This is a genomic window from Shewanella sp. TB7-MNA-CIBAN-0143 (genome assembly GCF_040310065.1).
Classification (GTDB): domain Bacteria; phylum Pseudomonadota; class Gammaproteobacteria; order Enterobacterales; family Shewanellaceae; genus Shewanella.
The window spans coordinates 128,243-150,064 of sequence record NZ_JBEOPL010000012.1 but is presented as its reverse complement, the minus strand read 5'-3'; the positions used below and the strand labels follow the sequence as shown (position 1 = coordinate 150,064).

General features: G+C 42.3%; 21 protein-coding genes. 3 read left to right on the top strand and 18 right to left on the bottom strand.

Annotated features, from left to right (window positions below; translation table 11 throughout):
* Positions 1–120: 120 nt before the first annotated feature.
* The 3 genes from hemL to AAEY97_RS11720 all read right to left on the bottom strand — a co-directional run bounded on the left by hemL (position 121) and on the right by AAEY97_RS11720 (position 4,692).
* Positions 121–1,407 (bottom strand): glutamate-1-semialdehyde 2,1-aminomutase, encoded by a 1,287-nt coding sequence (hemL, locus tag AAEY97_RS11730; protein ID WP_192114386.1) that lies wholly within the window; start codon positions 1,405–1,407, stop codon positions 121–123.
* A 26-nt stretch (positions 1,408–1,433) separates the two neighbouring features.
* Positions 1,434–2,453, bottom strand: coding sequence for an aspartate carbamoyltransferase (locus tag AAEY97_RS11725; RefSeq protein ID WP_101088833.1), 1,020 nt, complete (start codon positions 2,451–2,453; stop codon positions 1,434–1,436).
* 514 nt (positions 2,454–2,967) lie between these two features.
* On the bottom strand, positions 2,968–4,692 hold the full coding sequence (locus AAEY97_RS11720) for a chloride channel protein (RefSeq protein ID WP_101088834.1): 1,725 nt from the start codon (positions 4,690–4,692) through the stop codon (positions 2,968–2,970).
* 321 nt (positions 4,693–5,013) lie between these two features.
* On the opposite strand from AAEY97_RS11720, the gene AAEY97_RS11715 reads away from it, so the two are divergent.
* Together AAEY97_RS11715 and erpA are read left to right on the top strand one after the other, a co-directional pair.
* Complete coding sequence (locus AAEY97_RS11715; protein WP_350998960.1) at positions 5,014–5,787, top strand: DUF6776 family protein; 774 nt, start codon at positions 5,014–5,016, stop codon at positions 5,785–5,787.
* A 21-nt stretch (positions 5,788–5,808) separates the two neighbouring features.
* Positions 5,809–6,159: an iron-sulfur cluster insertion protein ErpA gene (erpA, locus tag AAEY97_RS11710; protein ID WP_011638424.1), complete on the top strand. Its 351-nt coding sequence runs from the start codon at positions 5,809–5,811 to the stop codon at positions 6,157–6,159.
* Between the two features lie 137 nt (positions 6,160–6,296).
* Here erpA and AAEY97_RS11705 read toward each other — a convergent pair whose 3' ends face one another.
* The 4 genes from AAEY97_RS11705 to AAEY97_RS11690 form a co-directional block, all read right to left on the bottom strand.
* Complete coding sequence (locus AAEY97_RS11705) at positions 6,297–6,761, bottom strand: hypothetical protein (protein WP_350978698.1); 465 nt, start codon at positions 6,759–6,761, stop codon at positions 6,297–6,299.
* A 6-nt stretch (positions 6,762–6,767) separates the two neighbouring features.
* The gene (locus AAEY97_RS11700) at positions 6,768–7,154 is read right to left on the bottom strand and encodes a DUF2750 domain-containing protein (RefSeq protein WP_197708487.1); all 387 of its coding nucleotides are present in this window, start codon (positions 7,152–7,154) and stop codon (positions 6,768–6,770) included.
* 114 nt (positions 7,155–7,268) lie between these two features.
* A complete protein-coding gene (locus AAEY97_RS11695; RefSeq protein ID WP_101088838.1) occupies positions 7,269–8,381 on the bottom strand; it encodes an anhydro-N-acetylmuramic acid kinase in 1,113 nt (370 codons plus the stop codon).
* A 35-nt stretch (positions 8,382–8,416) separates the two neighbouring features.
* Positions 8,417–9,955, bottom strand: a complete 1,539-nt coding sequence (locus tag AAEY97_RS11690; RefSeq protein ID WP_101088839.1) for a peptidoglycan DD-metalloendopeptidase family protein — start codon at positions 9,953–9,955, stop codon at positions 8,417–8,419.
* Between the two features lie 125 nt (positions 9,956–10,080).
* Between AAEY97_RS11690 and tyrS the strand changes: the two genes are divergently transcribed.
* A complete protein-coding gene (gene tyrS, locus AAEY97_RS11685; RefSeq protein WP_350998956.1) occupies positions 10,081–11,277 on the top strand; it encodes a tyrosine--tRNA ligase in 1,197 nt (398 codons plus the stop codon).
* Positions 11,278–11,372: 95 nt separating this feature from the next.
* Here the strand turns inward: tyrS and AAEY97_RS11680 are convergent, their stop codons facing one another.
* The 11 genes from AAEY97_RS11680 to AAEY97_RS11630 all read right to left on the bottom strand — a co-directional run bounded on the left by AAEY97_RS11680 (position 11,373) and on the right by AAEY97_RS11630 (position 21,781).
* The gene (locus tag AAEY97_RS11680; protein ID WP_081430168.1) at positions 11,373–11,783 is read right to left on the bottom strand and encodes a nuclear transport factor 2 family protein; all 411 of its coding nucleotides are present in this window, start codon (positions 11,781–11,783) and stop codon (positions 11,373–11,375) included.
* Between the two features lie 67 nt (positions 11,784–11,850).
* Positions 11,851–12,477 carry a trimeric intracellular cation channel family protein gene (locus tag AAEY97_RS11675; protein WP_101088841.1) on the bottom strand — a complete coding sequence of 209 codons (627 nt, stop codon included), beginning with the start codon at positions 12,475–12,477 and terminating at the stop codon, positions 11,851–11,853.
* A complete protein-coding gene (locus AAEY97_RS11670; protein WP_101088842.1) occupies positions 12,474–12,863 on the bottom strand; it encodes a DUF2721 domain-containing protein in 390 nt (129 codons plus the stop codon). Before AAEY97_RS11670 ends, AAEY97_RS11675 begins: the two co-directional genes overlap by 4 nt.
* A 198-nt stretch (positions 12,864–13,061) precedes the next feature.
* Complete coding sequence (locus AAEY97_RS11665) at positions 13,062–14,069, bottom strand: cobalamin biosynthesis protein CobD/CbiB (protein ID WP_350998953.1); 1,008 nt, start codon at positions 14,067–14,069, stop codon at positions 13,062–13,064.
* An 84-nt stretch (positions 14,070–14,153) separates the two neighbouring features.
* On the bottom strand, positions 14,154–14,846 hold the full coding sequence (locus AAEY97_RS11660; RefSeq protein ID WP_101088844.1) for a 5'-methylthioadenosine/adenosylhomocysteine nucleosidase: 693 nt from the start codon (positions 14,844–14,846) through the stop codon (positions 14,154–14,156).
* A 332-nt stretch (positions 14,847–15,178) separates the two neighbouring features.
* Complete coding sequence (locus AAEY97_RS11655; RefSeq protein WP_350998949.1) at positions 15,179–16,264, bottom strand: methyl-accepting chemotaxis protein; 1,086 nt, start codon at positions 16,262–16,264, stop codon at positions 15,179–15,181.
* Positions 16,265–16,481: 217 nt separating this feature from the next.
* Positions 16,482–17,294 (bottom strand): sterol desaturase family protein, encoded by an 813-nt coding sequence (locus AAEY97_RS11650; protein ID WP_101088846.1) that lies wholly within the window; start codon positions 17,292–17,294, stop codon positions 16,482–16,484.
* Complete coding sequence (locus tag AAEY97_RS11645) at positions 17,291–17,956, bottom strand: CDP-alcohol phosphatidyltransferase family protein (protein ID WP_192114390.1); 666 nt, start codon at positions 17,954–17,956, stop codon at positions 17,291–17,293. The genes AAEY97_RS11650 and AAEY97_RS11645 overlap by 4 nt, the downstream gene beginning before the upstream one ends.
* Positions 17,957–18,123: 167 nt before the next feature.
* Positions 18,124–18,792 carry an ATP-binding cassette domain-containing protein gene (locus AAEY97_RS11640; RefSeq protein ID WP_243756154.1) on the bottom strand — a complete coding sequence of 223 codons (669 nt, stop codon included), beginning with the start codon at positions 18,790–18,792 and terminating at the stop codon, positions 18,124–18,126.
* A 2-nt stretch (positions 18,793–18,794) separates the two neighbouring features.
* Complete coding sequence (locus AAEY97_RS11635; RefSeq protein ID WP_192114391.1) at positions 18,795–20,507, bottom strand: ABC transporter permease; 1,713 nt, start codon at positions 20,505–20,507, stop codon at positions 18,795–18,797.
* Positions 20,504–21,781 carry an ABC transporter substrate-binding protein gene (locus tag AAEY97_RS11630; RefSeq protein ID WP_350998979.1) on the bottom strand — a complete coding sequence of 426 codons (1,278 nt, stop codon included), beginning with the start codon at positions 21,779–21,781 and terminating at the stop codon, positions 20,504–20,506. Before AAEY97_RS11630 ends, AAEY97_RS11635 begins: the two co-directional genes overlap by 4 nt.
* Positions 21,782–21,822: the final 41 nt, after the last annotated feature.

Here is a 21,822-nt window from a genome sequence, read left to right as displayed (position 1 = left end):
AGAAAGGTAATAGGAATTTGTTAACATAAATAAAAATAGGATAAACAACGTAGTTATTTATCCTATTTTTGTTACCAACAGTTTGCTTAACCTAAAAAGAGGTTAACTGATGAAGTTGAGCTATTTCATTGCCGCAAAAACGCGATCAACAGCAGCTAAAGTATATTCAATTTCAGCATCACCATGAGCCATAGACATGAAGCCTGCTTCATAAGCACTTGGCGCTAAATAAATACCTTCATCTAACATGGCATGATAGAAATGACGGAAATGCTCCATGTTGCATTTTGTGACTTGGGCAAATGACGTCATTGGCGTGTTATCTTCAGTAAAGAAGAAACCAAACATGCCGCCCACATAAGTAATATTTAATGGAATACCATGTTTGTCTGCTGCGGCTTTAAAGCCTTCAGCAACACGTTTAGTTTTGTCTGCAAGGGCGTCATACAAACCGGGTTCACACAAAGCGTCCATTTGCGCTAAACCGGCAGTCATTGCAATTGGGTTACCGGATAATGTACCCGCTTGATAGACTGGACCTGTTGGTGCGATAAATTGCATAACGTCTTTACGGCCACCAAATGCGCCTACAGGCATGCCACCACCAATGACCTTACCAAGTGTGGTTAAGTCTGGCGTTACGCCATAGTGACCTTGTGCGCCACTCATAGAGACACGAAAGCCTGTCATCACTTCATCGATAATCAATAACGCACCGAATTCGTCACAAATTGTACGTAAGCCTTGTAAAAAACCTTCTACTGGCGGGATACAGTTCATGTTGCCCGCAACGGGTTCAAGGATGATACAAGCGATATTGTCTGGGTTCTGTTCAAATATAGCGCGTACAGAATCAAGGTCGTTATACGTCGCGGTTAAAGTGTGCTTGGCAAAGTCTTCTGGAATACCAGGTGAACTTGGCTGGCCTAACGTTAATGCGCCTGATCCCGCTTTAACCAACAAGCAGTCAGCATGACCGTGGTAGCAACCTTCAAACTTTAAAATATCATCACGGTTAGTAAATCCACGGGCTAAACGGATTGCACTCATGGTAGCTTCGGTGCCCGAACTTACCATACGAACTTGTTCCATCGATGGCACCATTGAAATGACTTTTTCAGCCATTTTTACTTCAAGTTCAGTCGGTGCGCCAAATGATAAGCCGTTTTCGACAGCAGCTAACACTGCTTGACGAATTTTAGGATGATTATGGCCTAAAATCATCGGTCCCCATGAACCCACATAGTCGACATACTTTTTGCCATCGGCATCAAAAATATAAGCGCCATCAGCTTTTTCAATGAACAAAGGTGAACCACCGACACCATTAAAGGCACGTACAGGTGAGTTAACGCCACCAGGAATGGTTTTTTTAGCCTGTTCAAATAAAACTTCGGAACGGGTCATGTCTAATCCTTAATATTGTGTGCCAATTATCTATCGGCTTTACGTGAATACCAGTTTACTGGGCACTCATACTTTTCGAGTTGGTTTTCAACTCCAAGTGTTAATGCAAAAAGTGCCATACGTATAAGTAAGCCGTTGTCGGCTTGTCTAAAAATAGCCAAACTTGGATGGCTGTTTAAATCATTGTCGAGTTCATTTGCTTGCGCGCGTGAATCTCGAGGTAATGGATGCATAATCACCGTATTTGATTTGCAATGTTGCGTATAAATATTGTGATTTAAGCGAAACTTACCCCGGTATTTATTGGCTTCTTCCTGTGACGGAAAGCGCTCTTCTTGAATACGGGTAAGATATAAAATATCCGCGTTATGTAAATTACCTTCAAGTTGTTCGGTTATTGTGATCTTATGGCCAGCATTTTCAATGTCGGCGATCACATAGTCAGGCATTGCTAGCTCACTTGGCGATATCAATGTGAACTTAATGTCCTTATGCATACAAAGTAAGCGCGAAAGTGAATGCACAGTGCGACCATATTTTAAGTCACCTACCATGGCAATATGCATACCATCGATACCCATACCTGAATGGCTTAATTCTTTTTTGATGGTAAATAAGTCCAGCAAGGCTTGAGTTGGATGTTCATTTGGTCCATCACCGCCATTGATCACTGGCACTCGGCTGCCTTCAGCAAACTCTTTGACGGAGTAGGCATCTGGGTGACGCATGGCAATCACATCTGAGTAAGTTGATAGTACTCTAGCCGTGTCATACAAGGACTCGCCTTTTGATAATGACGATGATGCCATTCCTGTGGTTTCTCGTACATGTCCGCCAAGCAAATTGAAAGCGCAGCCAAAGCTGACACGAGTACGGGTGCTAGGTTCAAAAAAAAGATTGCCTAAAATAGCACCTTCCAACACTTTGGTGCGTTTTTCACGCAAAGCATAAGGGGTCATTTTGTTAGCAACATTAAAAATAGTGTTAATCGAATCCAGATCTAACTGGCTTACTGAAAGGATATGTGAACCTTCGAACTGTGTCATCAGCCTGATTTCCAAAGTTTAGGGGCAAAATATTCACCAGAACAGCATGCTATTTTACCGTATTATTATATAGGGCATTATATAGAGTGTTATATAGGTTATGTGTAGGGTGGCTGAGGCAAAATTGTAGCAGAAAAGAACTGCCAGATAAATATAATAACCGTGCTGAACTTTGAGATTCACTTGCTGCTATGAAGAACATTCGCAGGGCTTTAGTTTACTTTTTAATGGAATTAAGTTGCGCGCCTTTATGACTCATTCAGCACTGAATGAGCGGCATACTGACCGAGCTACCTCAAATTTCATTGTGCTATAGCAGCCCCTGTATGGGTTAATGAATATTTGTTAAAGCATTTCGCCTCACTATTTAAGTTGTCTAATTTCCTAATAAAAGGACCGCTTTCAAGGTGTTAATACGTCTTGTTAGCCAATAGACCTATTTTGAAAATAGGTTGATTGGATAGGTATATTCCTTTTTCACTCGGTGAGAGCTTATACCGAGGATAGGCTGGGACTATACCTGCCCGGAGCGGATTTCTTGAAGTAAATTAGCCCAACTTATTACCCCAACCACTTTCTGATTAGTGCCTCGATAGATATACACTTCACCGGAGCGTTTCGCGACCAGCGCTTCATAGGCTTCATTTAAGGTGGCCGTGTCTGGTAACCCTGGCATAGGAAGGCGTGATAGCGTGGTTGAATCTTCAAATGACTGCATTTCAAGACGCAGCATTTCAATTTCTCCCTCTGCATTACGCACTAGTACTGGGCGACCTGCTGCCCGTTTGAGTACTTCAAGTAGCAGTTCGTCATCATCATTAACAATGACAAAGCGTTTATCCATCAGTACCCTCACACCTTTCTTTTGTAGCCCTTGGTTAAGCGGAGCAATTTTGTAACCAAGCCCCATAATATCAAGTTGTTTTAGCAAGATAGAATTGGTATTAAATCCCTGATACGCCACCAAAAATGCTGGGATGGTGACAAACATGGCCGGTAAAATAATCGAAGCATCGTTGGTTAATTCAAGTAATGCAACTAATGCTGCTAGGGGCGCACTCAGGCAAACCCCCATCATCGCCGTCATCCCAATCACGGTATATAAGCCAACATATGGCGCAATTGACGGGAATATTAGGCTACTGATTAACGCTAGAATTGCCCCAATTAAGGCGCCAATACCATAGAGCGGACCGATAAGTCCGCCTGGTACGCCAAAGCCAATAGCAGCAATGGTCGCCAACATTTTTGCTAATAACAGCGCGATTAAAAACAACAAACTAGGATGCTCACTAATGGCTTCATTGATGGCAAAATCGCCTGAGCCTAATGCCTGTGGCATGACTAAACCAACTAGAGTGGTGACTGCTGCAGCAATGAGCAGACGATAAATTAATGGCCAGTGCTGGCCAGTGGCAGTGACTTTCATCAGTGAAAAGTTAAACAGGGCAGCGACACATCCCAGCGCAAGCCCGCCAATGAGTAAAATAGGATAATGATCGAGTGGAATGTGGATCACATTGATCAAATCGTATTCGTGAATATTACCAAATACAAGTTGGCTTGATACCGCGCCGCAAATAGCAGATAGCATAATAGGGAAAAAGTAATGAATTTTGTACTCTCGTACAATGACTTCAAATACAAACAAAACCGCAGCCAGCGGTGCGTTAAAGGTGGCAGCAATACCCGCGGCAATACCGCTAGCACACATAATGCGCACGCTATTGTCTGGTAGCGAGAACTTCTCAGCCATAACACTTGCGCTCACCGCACCTAAGTGAATCGCTGGGCCTTCTTTTCCGACAGAAAAATTGGTCATCAGTGCGATTAATGCTTGAAAAAACTGTCCAGCAGCTGATTGAAGCGGTACCTTACCGTAGTGCAATTTAAATCGATGCAATACATAAGCAATGCCCATGCGTCGGTAACGCTTTGACCCCAACAATGACAGCAACCAAATAAGCAGCGCGCCGATTAAAGGTAAGTAAGAGCGCCAATCGCTTAAGGTTGAGCTAAGGCTCATGGAATCTGCATGCAGGTATTGTTCTGCCCACACCAAGCTTAACCGGAATAAGATAATCACTAATGAGGCGATGATGGCAAATAACAGTGCGAGTGCACAAAGTTGTACACTAATTTTAGCCTGAGATAACTTATCTCTAAATTCGTTACGTAGATATTTGCGCGTAGTTCTTTTGGCGTGAATAATAGCGGCTTTATTTATCTTAAATTGCACGGTTTGACTCTAAAGTCTGTTGATATTTTAGGGTTGTGTTTGACAATTTTTTATTGATTGACCGATAACGCGTATGTGTCATGTTATGACTCTCCATCAATTTGCACTAACGCCTTTTAACAGGTCAAAGTACTGCCTGCGCATGTTTTTTAGCTCTTTACGTTGGCTGGTAAAGCTTTATTTGGCAAGCAAATTATTATCATTAGAACCTTATTTACAATGCATAGGATTTGAACAAGATGTTAAGCTCTACAGAAATATAAGCCCTAAGCAAATAAGCTTCATCAAGCATACTGTATTTTATTAAAAGGTTGTAACGTAATGTTAAATTATCACCGCTGGTTAGACAGACTGCAAGTTTTAGAACGCAAAAACCGGACATCAAGCATATACTTAATAGGGTTAATGGTAGTGTGTTTTTTGCTGGGAGCGATAAGTTTTAACCTATGGCTTTCATTTGCACCAGAGGCTACACCAAATAGCGCCAGTGGTAAGCGTAAATTATTGCAAGAACTAGAGACTCAAGCGCAAGCGCTTGCCAGTCGAAATTTAGCCTTAAGTATTGCTGATAATGCCAATAAAGAAATGCAAGAAATGTTTAGTCAGCAATTATCTGCACAGAAAGCGTTAGAAAAAGAATTAGCATTTTATCGCAGTGTTATGGTTACCGATGCTGATGTTGAAGGGGTGGCAATTCATGGGGTGGAATTATCTCAAGGTGTAGCTCCCGAGCAATATCAGTTACGATTAATCTTAACTCAGTTGCAAAAACGCAAAGTGAAAGTGAAAACCAACGCCACAGTATTGTTGCTCGGCACACTAAATGGCGGGCCAGCCGAACTGTCTTTGAGCGAGTTAATTAATAAAAAGCTGGATTTTGAGTTTAATTATTTTCAAATAATGGACAGCGATTTTGTGCTGCCAAGTGGTTTTAATTTACAACGAATTATGGTTAAAGTGAAGGTCGCTGCGAGTCGTGGGGTGAAAGGCGGGGAGATTGAACAAGTCTTTAATGTGCCAGAGCTGTTGATGGGTGAAAAAGAACTGCGGGTAATACTTGAACAAAATAGTCAGGTAAAGGATAATTCTCAGTAGACACCGAAGTAAGAGGTAGTAATGACTGAACAAGTTGATGCAACAATGCCGATCCAATTTACCGATGCGGCGGCGATAAAAGTAAAAGGTCTGTTAGAAGAAGAACAGAATCCTGAATTAAAGCTACGTGTATATGTAACAGGTGGCGGTTGCTCTGGTTTCCAGTATGGCTTTACATTCGATGAAAAAGTCAACGAAGGTGATTTCACCATTGAAAAGCAAGGTGTGCAGTTGGTTGTTGATCCAATGAGTCTTCAGTACCTTGTTGGTGGTGAAGTGGATTATACATCGGGTCTTGAAGGTTCACGCTTTTTTGTTAAAAACCCTAATGCGACCACCACATGTGGCTGCGGGGCTAGTTTCTCGGTGTAATGAGTCTTACAGCAGCGATAAACCACGCGATAAATGAGATAACAATCTCACTGTAGAATGGATTTATATAATAAAAAGCCGTCTTTTGACGGCTTTTTTGATTTATGGACAACATCTCTAAATAATACAACCGCTTATTAGCTACTCATAATGTTGAGGTTCATCCGCGGTTTAAACCACGCTTTCACTTTGGCATTAAAGCTAATCCACACTTGTATAATACCTAGCGTAATCAGCACTGAGTATATAAGCCAATCAGGCACTACGGCTTGAAATAAACCAAAATCAAATGTCGTTGGTCCGGCAACCAAATTATCTGGGTCATACATTATGATCGGTAATAGGCTATACAACAGCAGTTGCAACAGACAATAAACCCGCAGAAGATATAAGCCCGCTTTCTGGCGACCGATAATTGCCAATACCATCATCAAGGTCAAAATGCATAACATTGCACTTAACTCTGATAGTGAGCTGGCGGCCATTAATCCACTGACAGACGATAATGTATAGATAACCATTAAGGCAATAAGTCGTTTTGGTAAACGTGGTTTGACCGTTACTTTATCTATTTGGTTTGATTCCGAGCTGATTATTGTCATAACACATTAATGCTTTTGTTGTTTCTTTGGCGAAATACGTTCGTCCATTTCAAACGGTGGTACAACGACACCTAAGTCTTCTTGTACCGGGAATACAGCGATAAATAAATCATCATCTTCCATGCCGCTCACCCAACGTTCTTGAAACTCGTCTAGTGGAATGGCCAATGGTTCACAGTCTTTCCATTCATCAACTGCCCAAAGTGCAGCTGTTTCTTCAGAAGGCCACATTGGAATGCAATCTTCATCTTCAGTGGTTAGCATGACGCAACCATCTTGATCTTGAAGTGTCCAAATGATTTTTTCTATTTTAATTTGCTCAACCATATAATCGTAACGGCCTTCTGGCGTTAGATTCATCAGTTCAGACACACTTTTGGTTTTGTTGCTCATATTGACTCTCATCTTAAGTTACGGCTTTGCCCAATTTCAAACGATTGGGCAAATTTGTGGGCATCATAACATTGAGGCCACAATTGCAAAAGTAAACCGTACATATTGGTGTGTTTATCTCGCTTTAAAGCGGCCACCTAATATAGCCGTGCGTGACGCACCCGTGACGGCCGGTAAGTTGGCGGGTAAATCATGGTGATAACGCATTGCTAGCCATGCAAAGGCAATCCCTTCAACCCACTTAGCATCAACACCTAAGGCGCTGGTAGTATCGACTTTATAACCGGGAACTAAAGTGGCTAGTCGCTGCATTAAGGCTTTATTTAACGCACCACCGCCGCAAACAAACAATTCGCCAGTCGGTGACAATTTATTAATGTCATTGGCAATACTGTGACAGGTAAGGTCAAGTAAAGTGGATTGAATGTCTTGTTGATCTAAATGGCTATAGTCAGCGAGTTGTTGTTCAAGCCAAGCTTGATTAAATAACTCTCTGCCAGTGCTTTTTGGATAGGCTAGTGAAAAATAAGAGTGTGATAATAGCTGCTTGAGTAAGTCTGGGTGGGTGGTGCCAGAATCTGCCCAGGCACCATCTTCATCAAAAGGTTGGTTTAAGTTTTGTTGAATAAAGGCATCGATTAAATTGTTACCTGGGCCAGTATCAAAGCCTAATACTTGCTCACTATTGCCGGGTAAATAAGTAACATTGGCAATGCCGCCAATGTTTAAAATAACTCTTGAATGACCAGACTGAGCAAACACTTGTTGATGAAACGCCGGAACTAACGGTGCGCCTTGGCCGCCAAGGGCGATATCTTTACGTCTAAAATCAGCAATAACATCGATATTGGTTTCAATGGCAATGGTGTTTGGATCGCCAATTTGCAAGGTAAAACCCATTTCTAAATTGGGCATGTGACGCACGGTTTGTCCATGTGAACCAATCGCGATCACCTCAGCGGCAGTCACTGTTGATTTTGCCAATAAGTGATTTACTGCCTGAGCAAACAATTTGCCGACACTGCGATCGAGCCTACCTAAGCGGTTAATTTCATCTGTTTCGGGTTGACATAAACGCTGTAAGCCTTTTAATAAATGTGCTGGAATGGCTTCTGTATGGCTGGCGATTAGCACAGGATGTTCGGCCGAAAAATCAACCAATACTGCATCTACACCATCCATGCTTGTGCCTGACATTAGACCGATAAAATACTCTGGCTTAGACATGAAGTGACTCTCTGTTAACAGCAAAAAACCGCTTATTAATTACTTGCCAATTGCTGTTGTTGATTTGATTTTAGTTGCGTCATCAATTGCTTGCTGAGTGCAGCGAATTTGTTCTTCTCTCTGCTATCAATTGGCATTGATTTAGGTAAATCGATGGTTCGTGGATTGCGATGAACCCCATTTACAATAAATTCGTAATGTAAGTGAGCGCCAGTGACTCGGCCTGTTTTACCTAGAGTACCGATTATTTGGCCTTGTTTAACCGTTTCACCACGGTTTACTTTGCGCTTAGTTAAATGCAAATACTTAGTGGTGTAGGTTTCGTTGTGCTTAATGAATACATAGTTGCCATTAAACTGGTTATAACCGGCCTCAACCACTTTACCTTTACCTGCCGCTTTAATCGGCGTGCCAATGGCAGCAACATAATCGACACCGCGGTGGGCTTTAACTTGGCCTGTTACCGGATGTAAGCGACGGGGGTTAAAATTAGAACTGACGTATTTAAAGTCTACTGGCGAACGCAAAAAAGCTTTGCGCATGCTACTGCCATTTTCTGAATAGTATTCACCGTCGGTATAACGTACTGCGGTGTAGCGTTCACCTTGGTTAATAAACTCTGCTGCGAGAATATTGCCATTACGCAAAAATTGACCGTCGGCGTATTCTTGTTCAAACAACAACGAAAAGTGATCGCCTTTACGAATATCTAGAGCAAAGTCGACATCCCAACCAAAAATATTGGCCAATTCCATAATGTGGTTACCAGACAAGCCTGCATCGGCAGCGGCATTCCAAAAGTTACTTTTGATATTGGCGCTAATAAACGAGGTGCGATTAACGACTTCTTTAGTGTTAACCGTTTCTTTGTATTGCTCATTGTGTTGACTGATAATTAATGTCGACACTTTATCCATGCGATAGGTTAATTCTTGTAATTCACCTTGAGCATTTTTACTGATGGCGATTTCTTCGCCCGGCATGATTTTTAGTAGATTCTTTTTCGCTAAGGGTAATTGGGTAATGTCATAAACATCTTTCGCGCTGAGTCCTGCACGGCTAAATAAACCGCCTAAGGTATCGCCTTTAGCCACTTCATAGTATTCAACGCTATAATCATCATTAGCCGCTTGTTGTTTTAATTTAGCTTTTTGAGTGGCAACTTGCTGATCGATATCATTGATCATGCCATCAATATCAGAGGTACTTGTTTGCAACATGGCAAGATGATGGGCAAACGCTTCATCGTCAGGGGTTTCGCCGCTGTTTACCTCTTCGCTATTATCTCGTGATGCAAGGGCATCATTTGATATGAAATCAATCGATTCATCTTCAGCGACACTGTCATTATTACCCGGTGGTGTTGGGCTGCGAAAGGCTAATGGAATATCATAACGTTTATTGGTTTCTATGTCTGATTTGTCAGCAGATTGACTTACCAGTTGGGTTTGTTTAGATGCTTGAGCGTCTTCCGATGGAAACATCAGAATAATTGTCGTTAGAATCACCAATAAAGATAATGTGATTTGATGTGCTTTTGGCAGCAATGTGAATAAAGTAAGAAGCTTTGCCATTGACTCTGTTACCAATTTCTCTCTTTCGTTATTATCGGCTAAGTGTACACTCTTTCATTTGCTGTGGCTAACAAGTAACATAGACCTCTTTATTTTTTGTGCAAGCCCTGGGAGTTGCAGTAGAGATGGCGAATTTAGATCAAGTATTGGCAGAGATTAAGCGCGGTACCGATGAGATATTACTTGAAGCGGATTTGCTTGAGAAACTGAAAGAAGGGCGTCCCTTACGCATCAAGTTAGGTGCAGATCCTACCGCTCCAGATATTCACTTAGGTCACACGGTCATCTTGAATAAAATGCTTACTTTTCAAGAGCTTGGTCACGAAGTGATTTTCTTGATTGGTGATTTTACCGGTATGGTCGGTGATCCTAGTGGTAAAAACAGCACCCGTCCGCCACTGACTCGTGAACAAGTGCTTGCTAACGCCGAAACCTATAAAGAGCAGGTCTATAAAATTTTGGACCCTGCAAAAACCCGCATCGAATTTAATTCTAGCTGGTTAGAGCCATTAGGCGCTGCTGGCATGATCCGCTTAGCATCACAGCAAACTGTTGCCCGAATGATGGAACGCGATGACTTTAAAAAGCGTTATGCATCAGGTCAATCGATTGCGATTCATGAATTTATGTACCCTTTATTACAAGGTTACGATTCGGTTGCATTGAAAGCCGATGTTGAATTAGGCGGTACAGACCAAAAGTTTAACCTGCTTATGGGTCGTGAACTGCAAAAATCTGAAGGCCAAAAGCCGCAGACTGTCATCATGATGCCATTGCTTGAAGGGTTAGATGGCGTTAAGAAAATGTCTAAATCGGCGCATAATTATATTGGTGTGAGCGAGCCTGCCAACGAAATGTTTGGCAAACTGATGTCGATTTCTGATGACTTAATGTGGCGTTATCTTGAACTGTTGTCATTCCGTCCGTTAACTGAGTTAGCCCAATTCAAGTTAGACGTTGAAAATGGCACAAATCCACGCGACATCAAGATTTTGTTGGCCAAAGAAATCATTGCTCGTTTTCATGATGAAGAGCAAGCACAAGCGGCTCATCAAGCTTTTATCGACCGTTTCCAAAAAGGTGCCATCCCTGATGACATCGAAGAAGTGGTATTAGAAGCGGGCGACGGGTTAGCTATTGCTAACTTACTTAAAGATGCAGGCCTTGTGGGTTCAACCTCTGACGGTATGCGGATGATTAAGCAAGGCGCAGTTAAAATGGACGGCGAGAAGATTGAAGACAGTCGCCAAATTTTTAATGCAGGTCTTGAAGCGGTATTCCAAGTGGGTAAACGCAAATTTGCTAAAGTGATTTTAAAGTAATCACGGATGTTAGCGAATAAAAAACGGCTTATAATGTAAGCCGTTTTTTTATGTCTGAACCATGGTTAATTTATGGCTAATTTATACGTGCAACACTACTGAGACTCAAGTTGATCAGACATGGTTTGATAGTCCATTAAGTCCATTTGCTCAATTAAACGCTCAGTATTGTTATCAAATTTTAGTGTGGTGACACCTGGTACCGCAAGGTCGATAATTTTACCGGGTTTACCATATTGATCGCCGGGGCCTCGTAATCGATAACTGCCTATTATCACCACGAGAGAGCCGGTATTAAACATGTGTTCTACGTTTAAACGGTATTCTAATACACCTTCATGAGCCCGCTGTAAAAACGCAATAATATGCCGACCGCCAGTGTAAGTAGTATTGGCTGTTTTATCGTAAAATACCGTGTCGCGAGAGTAGAAACGACGCAGGACGGTATAGTCATGATCCGTAAGCGCTTCCATGTATTGCATCGCGAGTTGTTGTTCTCGTGGCATATCACCAATATTGGCTTTGCTCGGAAAGCTCAATAGCAAACAGCATAATATGAAGATTATTCGCACATTAAATTCTCTTTGTTTTCAAATCAAAAGCCGGTAAAGATAAGTGCCAGCGGATAGCACTCAGACGGATGATTAGCGTGCTGAACATAGCGATCAACATCGATGTCATGCTATCCATGCCGACAAATATGCTTAAGGTATAACAGATCCCTCCAACGATGGAAGCGGTTGCGTAAATTTCCGTTCGCAACACCATTGGAATTTGCCTACATAACAAATCTCGGATAATACCACCACCGACACCGGTTATTAATCCCATTACCACCGCGACCATACCAGATAACCCGAGTAATAAGGCTTTTTCCGCACCAATTACGGTAAATAGTGCTAAACCGAGTGCATCGGCAATAGATAATGAGCGTGGCGGTAATTTATGCGGTTTACGCACTAACACTAAGCAGGTTATTACGGTCGCAAGAATGACAAGAATATAGTTAGGATCGCGGATCCAAAAAACTGGCGTGGCACCTATTAACGCATCGCGAATACTGCCGCCACCAATTGCAGTAACAGAAGCCAACACGATAACGCCAAAGGGGTCCATACGATGCTTACCCGCAGCTAACGCTCCCGAAAGGGCAAATACCGCAGTACCACATAAATCAAAAAAGTAAATCCACTGACTCATTTACTTAACTCTTCAAGGTGAATGGTCAGAGCATCTACTGAAATACGGATCTCGATTACAGATAAAATTAACGAATACAATAACAGTAACAAACTTAACCCAAAAACTATCGAACCAATTTGGTTAAAACCAACATAAATCAAAATCATGCAAAACACACATAGGGCAAAGCTGCTGACACCGGCTTCTTGCATTTTTCGGATGATAATGATGCGTTGGCGTAAATTTTTAATTTGCTCGCCTTGCACTGGTTTTTTGTCGTTACTGAGTTGGCGGATTAATGCCGCTAATGAAAAAAATCGATTTGTGTAGGCCAATAGCAATAAGGAAATTGCCGGGAATAATAATGCCGGAGTCGTTAACGATACATGTAAGTTGTTCAACAAAGCGATATTCCTAAACAGGTTTTTAAGCAGACAATAATCAATTTTTTGTTATTTAAAAGGTTAATATGCTGTAAAAATGCAATGACCTTGTGATGTAATATTCTTATATTAACAAGCGAATATGACGCACAGACAAAATAGACAAATATTGATTCATAATTGCTAAATAATAGCCTGTTTAAAACAAGATTTATACGTTTAAAGTAATCTTAATCCTGTCCATATTAATGGCAATAATAACGTTAAGCTTATCCAGAATAGGTTCGCGGTTTGTGTCACTGTGATTGCTTGGCTTATGTAGCGATGATCTGGCAAGGGACCCGCTTTTACTTTCGGTAAATCGACCCGAATTGTCTTACCATTTTCGATAAATTGCTGGGGGCCACCAAGCTCTATCTTCAATAACTTAGCCGCTAATGCATAGCTGCTGTAATGATTATTCAATTGATTTTTATTGGTTTGAGCTGATATTGGCTGCGAAAAAATAGACCTAATACCCAGTTGCCCAAACTGAATCGCTAACGAGCAATGCCATAATAAGGTTGGTATGAAAAAAATTACCCGATTGAATTGGCCTACAAAACTCGAAAAAATATGAAAGTGTGGATGATATGGCGGCCAGCAATGTTCTAGTTGTCTTAGCATCCGCACTACTAATGCCATGGAAGCGCCGCCTAAGCTAAAAAACAATATAGTCGCTAAGGTGCCGTAAATGGGAGTGGTAAAAAGTTTTTCAATGGTGGTTTTACTTAAACCGACTTCAGATAACACTTGAGTATTCTGACGTACCCATGGGGTGAGTAGTTGTTTTGCGTCTTGCTTATTACCGGTTTTTATTGCTGTAACGACCTTTTCAGCCACGGGTTTAAATGCTGAGTCGCATAAACAAAAATACAAGATGATTAGCTCAAAAAACCATGGGTAGGCGGCAAGGCTGAGTAAAAAACTGACGATAATCCCGCTAGGTACTATCAAAATAAGTGTGGCTAAAATCCCAGCGATAAGTTGTTGGCTCACAGCTCGGTCTGGGTGGTTAACCTTACTGGAAATTAATACCGCTAAACGGTTAAACCATAATAATGGTTGCAGCTCTCTAGGAATAGGAGCAAACCGAGCCAATATTAAGGCACAAAATAAAATACAACAGCTCTGAAGTAATCCGCCGTCTTGGCTCAGTAATTGAGGATTGAATAATTGATTGACCATAGAGACTCAATAATGTGCTGTTGTATTGTTTATGAAGCCTGCTTAGCTCGTCCCCATAGCGGGCCCGAGCTAAGTGTAGACCGATTACAGCTGTTGTAATAGCGCGATAACCATCATTGCTGAATGCATACCTGCTTTGATAATGTACGAGTCAAAATCAACGGGTGAGTCATTGTTTGCATTGTCTGATAGCGAGCGAATAACCACAAATGGCACGTTAAACTGGTGACATACTTGTGCAATCGCTGCGCCTTCCATCTCACAAGCTGCCATCGTTGGAAAGTTTTCACGCATAATTTTTGTGCGTACAGGATCGCAAATAAAGCTGTCGCCAGTACAAATTAACCCTTCAATTGCCTTAACTTCACCTAATTCAGCGACAGCACTTTTGGCCGCATTGACTAAGATGCTATCTGGCATAAATGCCGCAGGTTGCTGAGCCATTTGGCCAATTTCATAACCAAATGCTGTGACGTCTACATCGTGATGACGCACTTCTGATGAAATGACAATATCGCCAATTGCCAATGAATCGACAAAACCGCCAGCAGAACCGGTGTTAATCACATGGGTTGCGGCAAACTTTTCGATTAATAATGTGGTTGCAATACTGGCTGCTACTTTACCGATACCTGAGCGGGTCACAACCACGTCTTTACCGGCAATGGTGCCGCTAATAAATTCGATGCCAGCAATTGTTGTATGTACTGGTTCTACAATAGCTTGAACTAAATGAACAACTTCTGGCTCCATTGCGCCAATAATACCGATTTTCATGTGTAAACCTTAACTGAATAAGCAAATTCGAATGGGCGCTAATATACCATGAGCTCGATAAATTAGTGAAAACTGACAGTGATTTTATTGACCCATTAATTGGTTATTTGTGGCTAAACCTCGTGTTGATATTATTCTATTATGACTAATTTAATCCATAGTAATTGGAAGTGATTGCTCTTTTTAACCTTAATTAATGACAGCACAATAACCTCAATCCAAGGCGCTAGCCTCAGGATTGCAGATTAAAGTGTCATTGACGTTATTTAGAGGGGAAATCATGCAACACGATATTATTTATTTTGTAGACTCATGAAGTTGTGAGGTTAATTTTACTGCTGGCTTTGCGTGAGCAAATGATCGATTGCGCGAACCACATCGATACTGGCCTGTTCCATGGTTTCAAGATGAGCCAAAATAGTCGACTCGTTACCCGACTGCATGGCTATAACAGCTGCTTTACCTGCACTGTGTACGGTTGTATGTGGTTGTTCGATAGTTTTAAAACTGGATAAACTGGCAAAGTTTTGACCATCGCCTTTGTAATACCATTTACCAAGTCTGCATTCAGTGTGGCTGTTAACACTGGCATTTAGATCTTTATTTGCCAACACGCTGTATACATTACTTTTCCATACGCTGTGATCTAGTTTTACCGTGGTTAAGAAAGCGGTCATAGAGGCTTCTCCAATGACTCGTTTCATCACGCCTGAGCTTTGTAATACATCAGTCACCACTTGATCAATTTGTTCTGAAGATACAGCAATATCCCTAGAGCAAGTTTGGTTGGTAATGACTACATTCTTAATTTGTTCAGTTTGTTCAATAACTGTGGCGACTAATTTTTCAATATTAGCGCTGGCATCATGAGCATTACTGGCCAGTTGGCGCACTTCGCTTGCCACCACTGCAAAGCCACGGCCTGCATCACCAGCTCGTGCAGCTTCAATGGCTGCATTAAGAGCAAGTAGATTGGTTTGTTCAGAAATTTGCTGGATAGATGAAACTAAACTACTTATTCCATTAGCCGAAAGACTTAATTCTGCGGCAGTAGCCATGCTTTTTTCTGCATGGTCATTTAGATGCCCAGCTCGTTTTTTTAAGTTGCCAATCGCGACATGTGTTTGATTAAATAACTTATCTAATTCAGATAGCATTTGTTTTTCTTCGTCTAACTTAATTGAGTTTGCCAAGGTGGTGTCGCGAATATCATTGAGCATTGTTGCGCCCAGTAATTGTAAATTAGCGCGTGCGGTATCGTATTCAGATTGGCTATTAGAATGGTTTAACTGCTGGCTTAATTGCGTAATAGTCTGTTGTAATTGATTTAATTCATCTGAATGTTGCTGTTTATGAGTGACTAATTGGTGTTCTAAGTCGGCTATTTTAGTTTTCAAACCTTGGGTAAAACCGATCATAGTATCTTTATCCTTTAGCAATATATTAATAATATTTTGATAAACTATCATCGATTAATCAAGTGCTTCAGCAGTCACATATCACAAAAATGCATAATAAATACTTCTAATCTATGACCTTTAACCGTACCAAGTCCTATTTATAAATTAAATAAGATCGTAGTATTATTCTGTTTATTGCTTAATCATTAGTGCTGGTCAAGAACAACGTAAACTGTTATTTTTTATGGGTAAACGGCATCCATAGCAACCCTGTTAACCAAGCGTTTTGTTTCGCGTTTTGGTATTCAATTAATCCTATGTCGATATCCTCGTCTGCTTTACTGGCCTTAGCAGAATAAGTACCAAATAGACGATCCCACCACACAATACTAAAACCAAAGTTGCTGTTGGTTTCGCACATTATTTGGCTGTGATGAATTCGGTGCAATATTTGAGTTACTAATACGGTTCTGACGACGCGTTCTAGCCTTGGTGATAGTCGGATATTGGCATGGTTAAATATGGCTAAACCATTTAATAAAATCTCAAATAAGATCACTGCACTGGCTGGTACCCCTAGTAGGATGATCGCTAATGCTTTAACCCCAATGCTGGCGATAATTTCTAGTGGGTGAAATCGCAACGCAGTCGTACTGTCGACATGAACGTCAGCATGATGAACTTTATGTAATCGCCACAATAATGGGACACGATGAAACAGCCTGTGTTGCCAATAAATAAGCAGGTCTAATAACAATAAGCTTATGGTGATGCTAGCCCAATCAGGTAATGCAATATAATTGAACAGTCCCCATTGTTGTTGCTGACAGTACAGTGCAATACCTGCTAATCCTATTGGTAATACCATTCGGGCTGCTATTGCTGAAATAACCAATATACCGATATTGCCTACCCAACGCGTAGCTGGTTTCGGTGCGTTGGCTCTATTGGGCAAATGCCTAGCAGGCAACCAAAACTCTAGTAAAAGCATGATTATCAATATCGTTAAAAATGCCCCGAGTCGAATGGATGAAATATCGTCCATCATGTTGATTTACCTCGTTGAGATTGATTAACTGAAGTGTTTTTTTTCAACGTATGATTTTTCAGAGTGTGATAGCCACCATGTATACGGGTGAAAATGGTAATTGCGCCTAAAAATGCAAAGCTATAGGCAAGTTCTGGGAAATAAGCCGGCCACAAACAAAATGCGACAAAGAAGGCGATGGTTTCGGTGCCTTCAGTTAAGCCGTTTAAAAAGTAAAAGCTCTTATTGGCAAATTGTGGTCGAGGCAGATTCAGCTTTTCGGCCGGTATGGCAAAGGCTAAAAAGCTTGAGCCTGTGCCAATGAATACGGTTAACAATACTGCCGCGGCTAAGGCATTTTCATTAGGGTTGGCCAAGGCGAATCCTAGCGGAATGGCCGCATAAAACAGAAAGTCGACACAAATATCTAAATAGCCACCTGCGGCACTGGTGTGTTTTTGGTGACGGGCAAGGGCGCCATCGAGTCCGTCGATAATCCGATTCAGTGCGATAAAAAACAAGGCGCCATACCAAAGTTGTAATGCCAGTAACGGTACTGCCAACATGCCTAAACCGAAACCGACCAATGTGAGCTGATCTGGATGGACATTCTTTTTGTCTAGTAGCAGCACAACTGGGGCTAACAGTGGCTTTATTACTGGGGTGATAAATCTATCTAACATGATGTCATTCCAATTAATCTCTTGATTATCTGTTCAATTTTTTAAAGTCGCGAGTTTGTTATGTCACGACTTATCTATTTTTTAGCTATCTGTGTATTACCTACATCAGTACAGTTGATTACAGTACTTTCTATTTGAGTAGGGTTTTAGTCATTTAGTACCACAACTCAAAGTGAGATGACTTTACCTTGAGCGGCATCGGCATCTGTTTGATCGTGAGTCACCATAATGGCAGGTAGCTGATGCTGGCGTATTTGATCAAATACTAATTGTCGGGTTTCTTGACGTAACTGACTGTCTAGCTTACTAAAGGGCTCGTCTAATAATATGGCTTTGGGTTGGCTAAGCAATACCCGCAGCAATGCCACCCTAGCTTGCTGACCGCCAGATAAACTTTGCGGGTCACGTTGTTCTAATCCACCCAGACCCACTTGGGTTAACGCTTCACTAATTGCGGCTTGTCGCTGTGCTTTGGGGCTTGGCGGCATGGCAAAGCCGATGTTTCCTGCCACGGATAAATGCGGAAATAATAATGGGTCTTGGTAGAGCAAACCAATATGGCGTAAATGACTGGCTGTTGTGGTGATATTTTGGCCGTTTAAATGCAGCTGACCTTCAGCACTAAAGCCCGCTGGCAACATGCCTGTTAACCAGTTTAATAGCGTTGATTTGCCGCTGCCAGATGGGCCCATAATAGTCAATATTTCACCGCCACGAATGGTCGCGCTTAATGATAATAAGTTTTGTTGCTGACGACGCAAGATCAGCCCATCAATGGTGAGTTCTGATGTTGAGGTGGTATTTGAGCCGTTGGCTGTACTCGCGAATGTTTGCATTATTATCCTTGTTGGTGGTGTTTGACTAACATTTTAGGCAATAGCCAAGCCAGTAAAAAACCTAAAGCTGGGAGGATCATTTGCATTAACGCATATACTGCACTGATCCTGCGGCTTCCTCCATTGGCGAGCGAAACAGCTTCAGTGGTAATGGTGTTGATGCGTCCACCACCAGTGAGTAAGGTTGGTAAGTATTGGCTAAAGCTAATGGCTAAACCGAGTGCGCAAGCAATGAATATCGGCCCAATTAGCATGGGCAGTTTAATCCGGAAAAATATTTTTGCTTTGGTGGCCCCAAGACTGGCCGCAACAATACTAAAGCGTGGGTCTAAACGACGATAGCTACTGGCCAACGATAAAAACACATAGGGTAATACAAATAACAAATGGGCCAGTACCACATTGATAAAGGTATGTTGACTGTTTACTTGCTCAAGTAACCACACCAAACCAAATAAAAACGCGATACTTGGAATAAGCAAGGGCAGATAAATTAATACACTGCCCAGCAGCGATAGCGGTTTTCCGCTGTGCTGCTCCGCTTCTAAAGTGAGTAAGGTTAAGGTTATCGCTAGGGCGGTTGCGCAGAGGGCAATCAGTACCGTGTCGATAAGTGGCGTGTGCATTTGTTGCAATGCCGTTTGCCAGTGCAGCATTACAAATTGTTGCGGCAAGGCATCAGGGAAATGCCAAAAGCCAGCAAAAGACCACAACAGCATTCCCACTAATGCCAAACCTATGATGGTCAACATTAAGGCGGTGATGACATGGGTTATCTTTTGGATGATAGCGCCGCCGTATTCGCGCTGGCCATTGGTTAACATCGATTGAGCGAATCGACTCACCAAGCGTTCCAGTAACCACCAGCAGGCTAATACGAATAACGTCAGTTGAATTTGTAATATCGCCCCCGCAGACGCTTTGATCCGTAAACTTAAATCCACGTCATGAAACCACTGCATAATCGCTACAGCCAATGTCGGCGGATTGTTGGGGCCTAAAATTAATGGGATTTCTACACTGGCACTGGCGTAGGCCAATACTGCCAATATTGGCAAGCGTAAGTGAGGATACAGGCTTGGCAACACCACTTTTAAAAATGCTGTCATTGGGCAATAACCTAAACTCAATGCCACTTTATGTTGCGCCCGTAGTGTTTGCCCAAGGTCGGGTTGTGCTAATACGCCTAGCGCCATCAGCAATAAAAAAGGCAGTTCTTTTAAGGTCACGCCTAGAATAATACTCAGTCCCATCGCATCGTGTGGATATAGCCAATCGGGTGGTGCATCCCAACCACTTAACCAAGGCGATACCAAGCGAGACAACATGCCCGACGGGGTAATCAGAAATCCAATAGCAATGGCCGCGGCAGCATGAGGGATAACCAGAATTGGCCCTAAAAGGCGTTGAATATAACCCAGCCACGGGCTGGTAAAGTAACTTGCTAGGATCAATATTGTGATTAAAAAGGCCAACAAGGTGCTAACAAAGCTGGTGGTGATACTCAATAACGCCATGTGGCCAATGCCTGGTGTTTGCCATAATTGGCTAAAACCATTCAGGCTAAAATAGGTTTGATCCAGTGCTGGGATCCAACCAAATGCAGGCAGAATAACGCCAATTAACCCACCCAATACCGGGATCAGTAACAAAGCCATCATCATAAATGGACTGAAGCGCACAATTGGATTAAACAGCTTGGCTACCGTGTTCATTGCATCACTCCATAGCGTTGTAACCATAGCTTTGTAATAACCTTACTCCAACTTGGATCTGGCTCACTTAACGCTGGGCTGATTGCTTGGTTAGCAATAGTGGCACTGGGATGTGACTGAGCGGCTGGCTCAAACCAAGTTTGCTGTTCGGCTGTCAGCTTTGATAGTGCTAACACGCTGGTATCGCCCCATATATTCGCTTGCTGTTTGTGTGCTTGAGCTTGTGGACTCAGTAAAAAATTGACTACCAATTTAGCGCTGTCCAGGTGAGTGGCATTATAGGGAATGGCGATAAAGTGAATATTACTCAAGCTGCCATCTTGCATACGATAACTACGACTGCTGTCGGGTAATTCAAAACGTGCAACGGCCGCGGGAATTTCGGCGGCTGAAAAGGTAAACGCTAGGGCAAGTTCACCATCGCCGATTAAGCGACGTAGCTCCATGCCACTGGACATAAAGTGTTGACCTTTGCGCCATAGATGCGGATGTAGCTCATCTAAATATTGCCACAATACCGGTAATAACAAAGCCTGGCTTTGCGTTGTTGCGGGTTGATAAAGCAGATTTTTAATCGCCTCAGGTTGTGAGTTGTTCAGTACAATTAAGGCGTACTTTAAAAAGCTGGTGGCTAAAAAGTCAGGTGGCTTAGGGTAGGTGAATCTGCCTGGGTGTTGTTTGGCCCATAGGCTTAGTTGTTGCAAAGTTTGCGGTGGTGATGTGGTCACTATGCTGTCGTAGTAAAACGTCAGCGCAGCTTTACCCCATGGTGCTTCCATCCCTTGTGTTGGCACGCCAAAGTCACGGGTCATCGCGGGATTGTTATCTGGATCGGTTAAACCAAAGTTGGGTAATTGCGTAACCCAATTTGGCGCTAGCAGTTGATGCTTAGCCATGGCGGCAAAATTTTCACCGTTAATCCACACTAAATCGACTTGGCCTTGATGATCATTGCTTGCTGATTTTTCGGCTAATACTCGGCTGACCGCTTCGCTGGTGTCAGTGAGTTTTACATGGTGTAAATTGATCTGATATTGCCGCTTAACTTGTTTCGCGGCCCATTGAATATAACGATTTATTTGCGGATCGCCACCCCAAGCATGAAAGTACACATCTTGATTAGCGCCTCGAGATTCAACCTCTGGCCATGATGACTGTGATGTTTGTGATGTTTGTGATGTTTGAGCAGACTCACGGATTGATGTTGATGTTTGAATTCGTGTTGACGGTTTGTCTGCAACATTTACAACACCGTTGCTAGATGCATTAGCCATACCAGCCCAAAGACTAGCAGTAAGCAAAAAAGCACTAAGCC

Bases quoted from the DNA above. Each gene is read 5' to 3' on its own strand.
- hemL (WP_192114386.1), bottom strand. From the start codon at position 1,407: ATGACCCGTTCCGAAGTTTTATTTGAACAGGCTAAAAAAACCATTCCT.
- AAEY97_RS11725 (WP_101088833.1), bottom strand. From the start codon at position 2,453: ATGACACAGTTCGAAGGTTCACATATCCTTTCAGTAAGCCAGTTAGAT.
- AAEY97_RS11715 (WP_350998960.1), top strand. From the start codon at position 5,014: ATGTTAAATTATCACCGCTGGTTAGACAGACTGCAAGTTTTAGAACGC.
- erpA (WP_011638424.1), top strand. From the start codon at position 5,809: ATGACTGAACAAGTTGATGCAACAATGCCGATCCAATTTACCGATGCG.
- AAEY97_RS11705 (WP_350978698.1), bottom strand. From the start codon at position 6,761: ATGACAATAATCAGCTCGGAATCAAACCAAATAGATAAAGTAACGGTC.
- AAEY97_RS11700 (WP_197708487.1), bottom strand. From the start codon at position 7,154: ATGAGCAACAAAACCAAAAGTGTGTCTGAACTGATGAATCTAACGCCA.
- AAEY97_RS11695 (WP_101088838.1), bottom strand. From the start codon at position 8,381: ATGTCTAAGCCAGAGTATTTTATCGGTCTAATGTCAGGCACAAGCATG.
- AAEY97_RS11690 (WP_101088839.1), bottom strand. From the start codon at position 9,955: ATGGCAAAGCTTCTTACTTTATTCACATTGCTGCCAAAAGCACATCAA.
- tyrS (WP_350998956.1), top strand. From the start codon at position 10,081: ATGGCGAATTTAGATCAAGTATTGGCAGAGATTAAGCGCGGTACCGAT.
- AAEY97_RS11680 (WP_081430168.1), bottom strand. From the start codon at position 11,783: ATGCCACGAGAACAACAACTCGCGATGCAATACATGGAAGCGCTTACG.
- AAEY97_RS11675 (WP_101088841.1), bottom strand. From the start codon at position 12,477: ATGAGTCAGTGGATTTACTTTTTTGATTTATGTGGTACTGCGGTATTT.
- AAEY97_RS11665 (WP_350998953.1), bottom strand. From the start codon at position 14,069: ATGGTCAATCAATTATTCAATCCTCAATTACTGAGCCAAGACGGCGGA.
- AAEY97_RS11660 (WP_101088844.1), bottom strand. From the start codon at position 14,846: ATGAAAATCGGTATTATTGGCGCAATGGAGCCAGAAGTTGTTCATTTA.
- AAEY97_RS11655 (WP_350998949.1), bottom strand. From the start codon at position 16,264: ATGATCGGTTTTACCCAAGGTTTGAAAACTAAAATAGCCGACTTAGAA.
- AAEY97_RS11650 (WP_101088846.1), bottom strand. From the start codon at position 17,294: ATGATGGACGATATTTCATCCATTCGACTCGGGGCATTTTTAACGATA.
- AAEY97_RS11645 (WP_192114390.1), bottom strand. From the start codon at position 17,956: ATGTTAGATAGATTTATCACCCCAGTAATAAAGCCACTGTTAGCCCCA.
- AAEY97_RS11640 (WP_243756154.1), bottom strand. From the start codon at position 18,792: ATGCAAACATTCGCGAGTACAGCCAACGGCTCAAATACCACCTCAACA.
- AAEY97_RS11635 (WP_192114391.1), bottom strand. From the start codon at position 20,507: ATGAACACGGTAGCCAAGCTGTTTAATCCAATTGTGCGCTTCAGTCCA.
- AAEY97_RS11630 (WP_350998979.1), bottom strand. From the start codon at position 21,781: ATGGCTAATGCATCTAGCAACGGTGTTGTAAATGTTGCAGACAAACCG.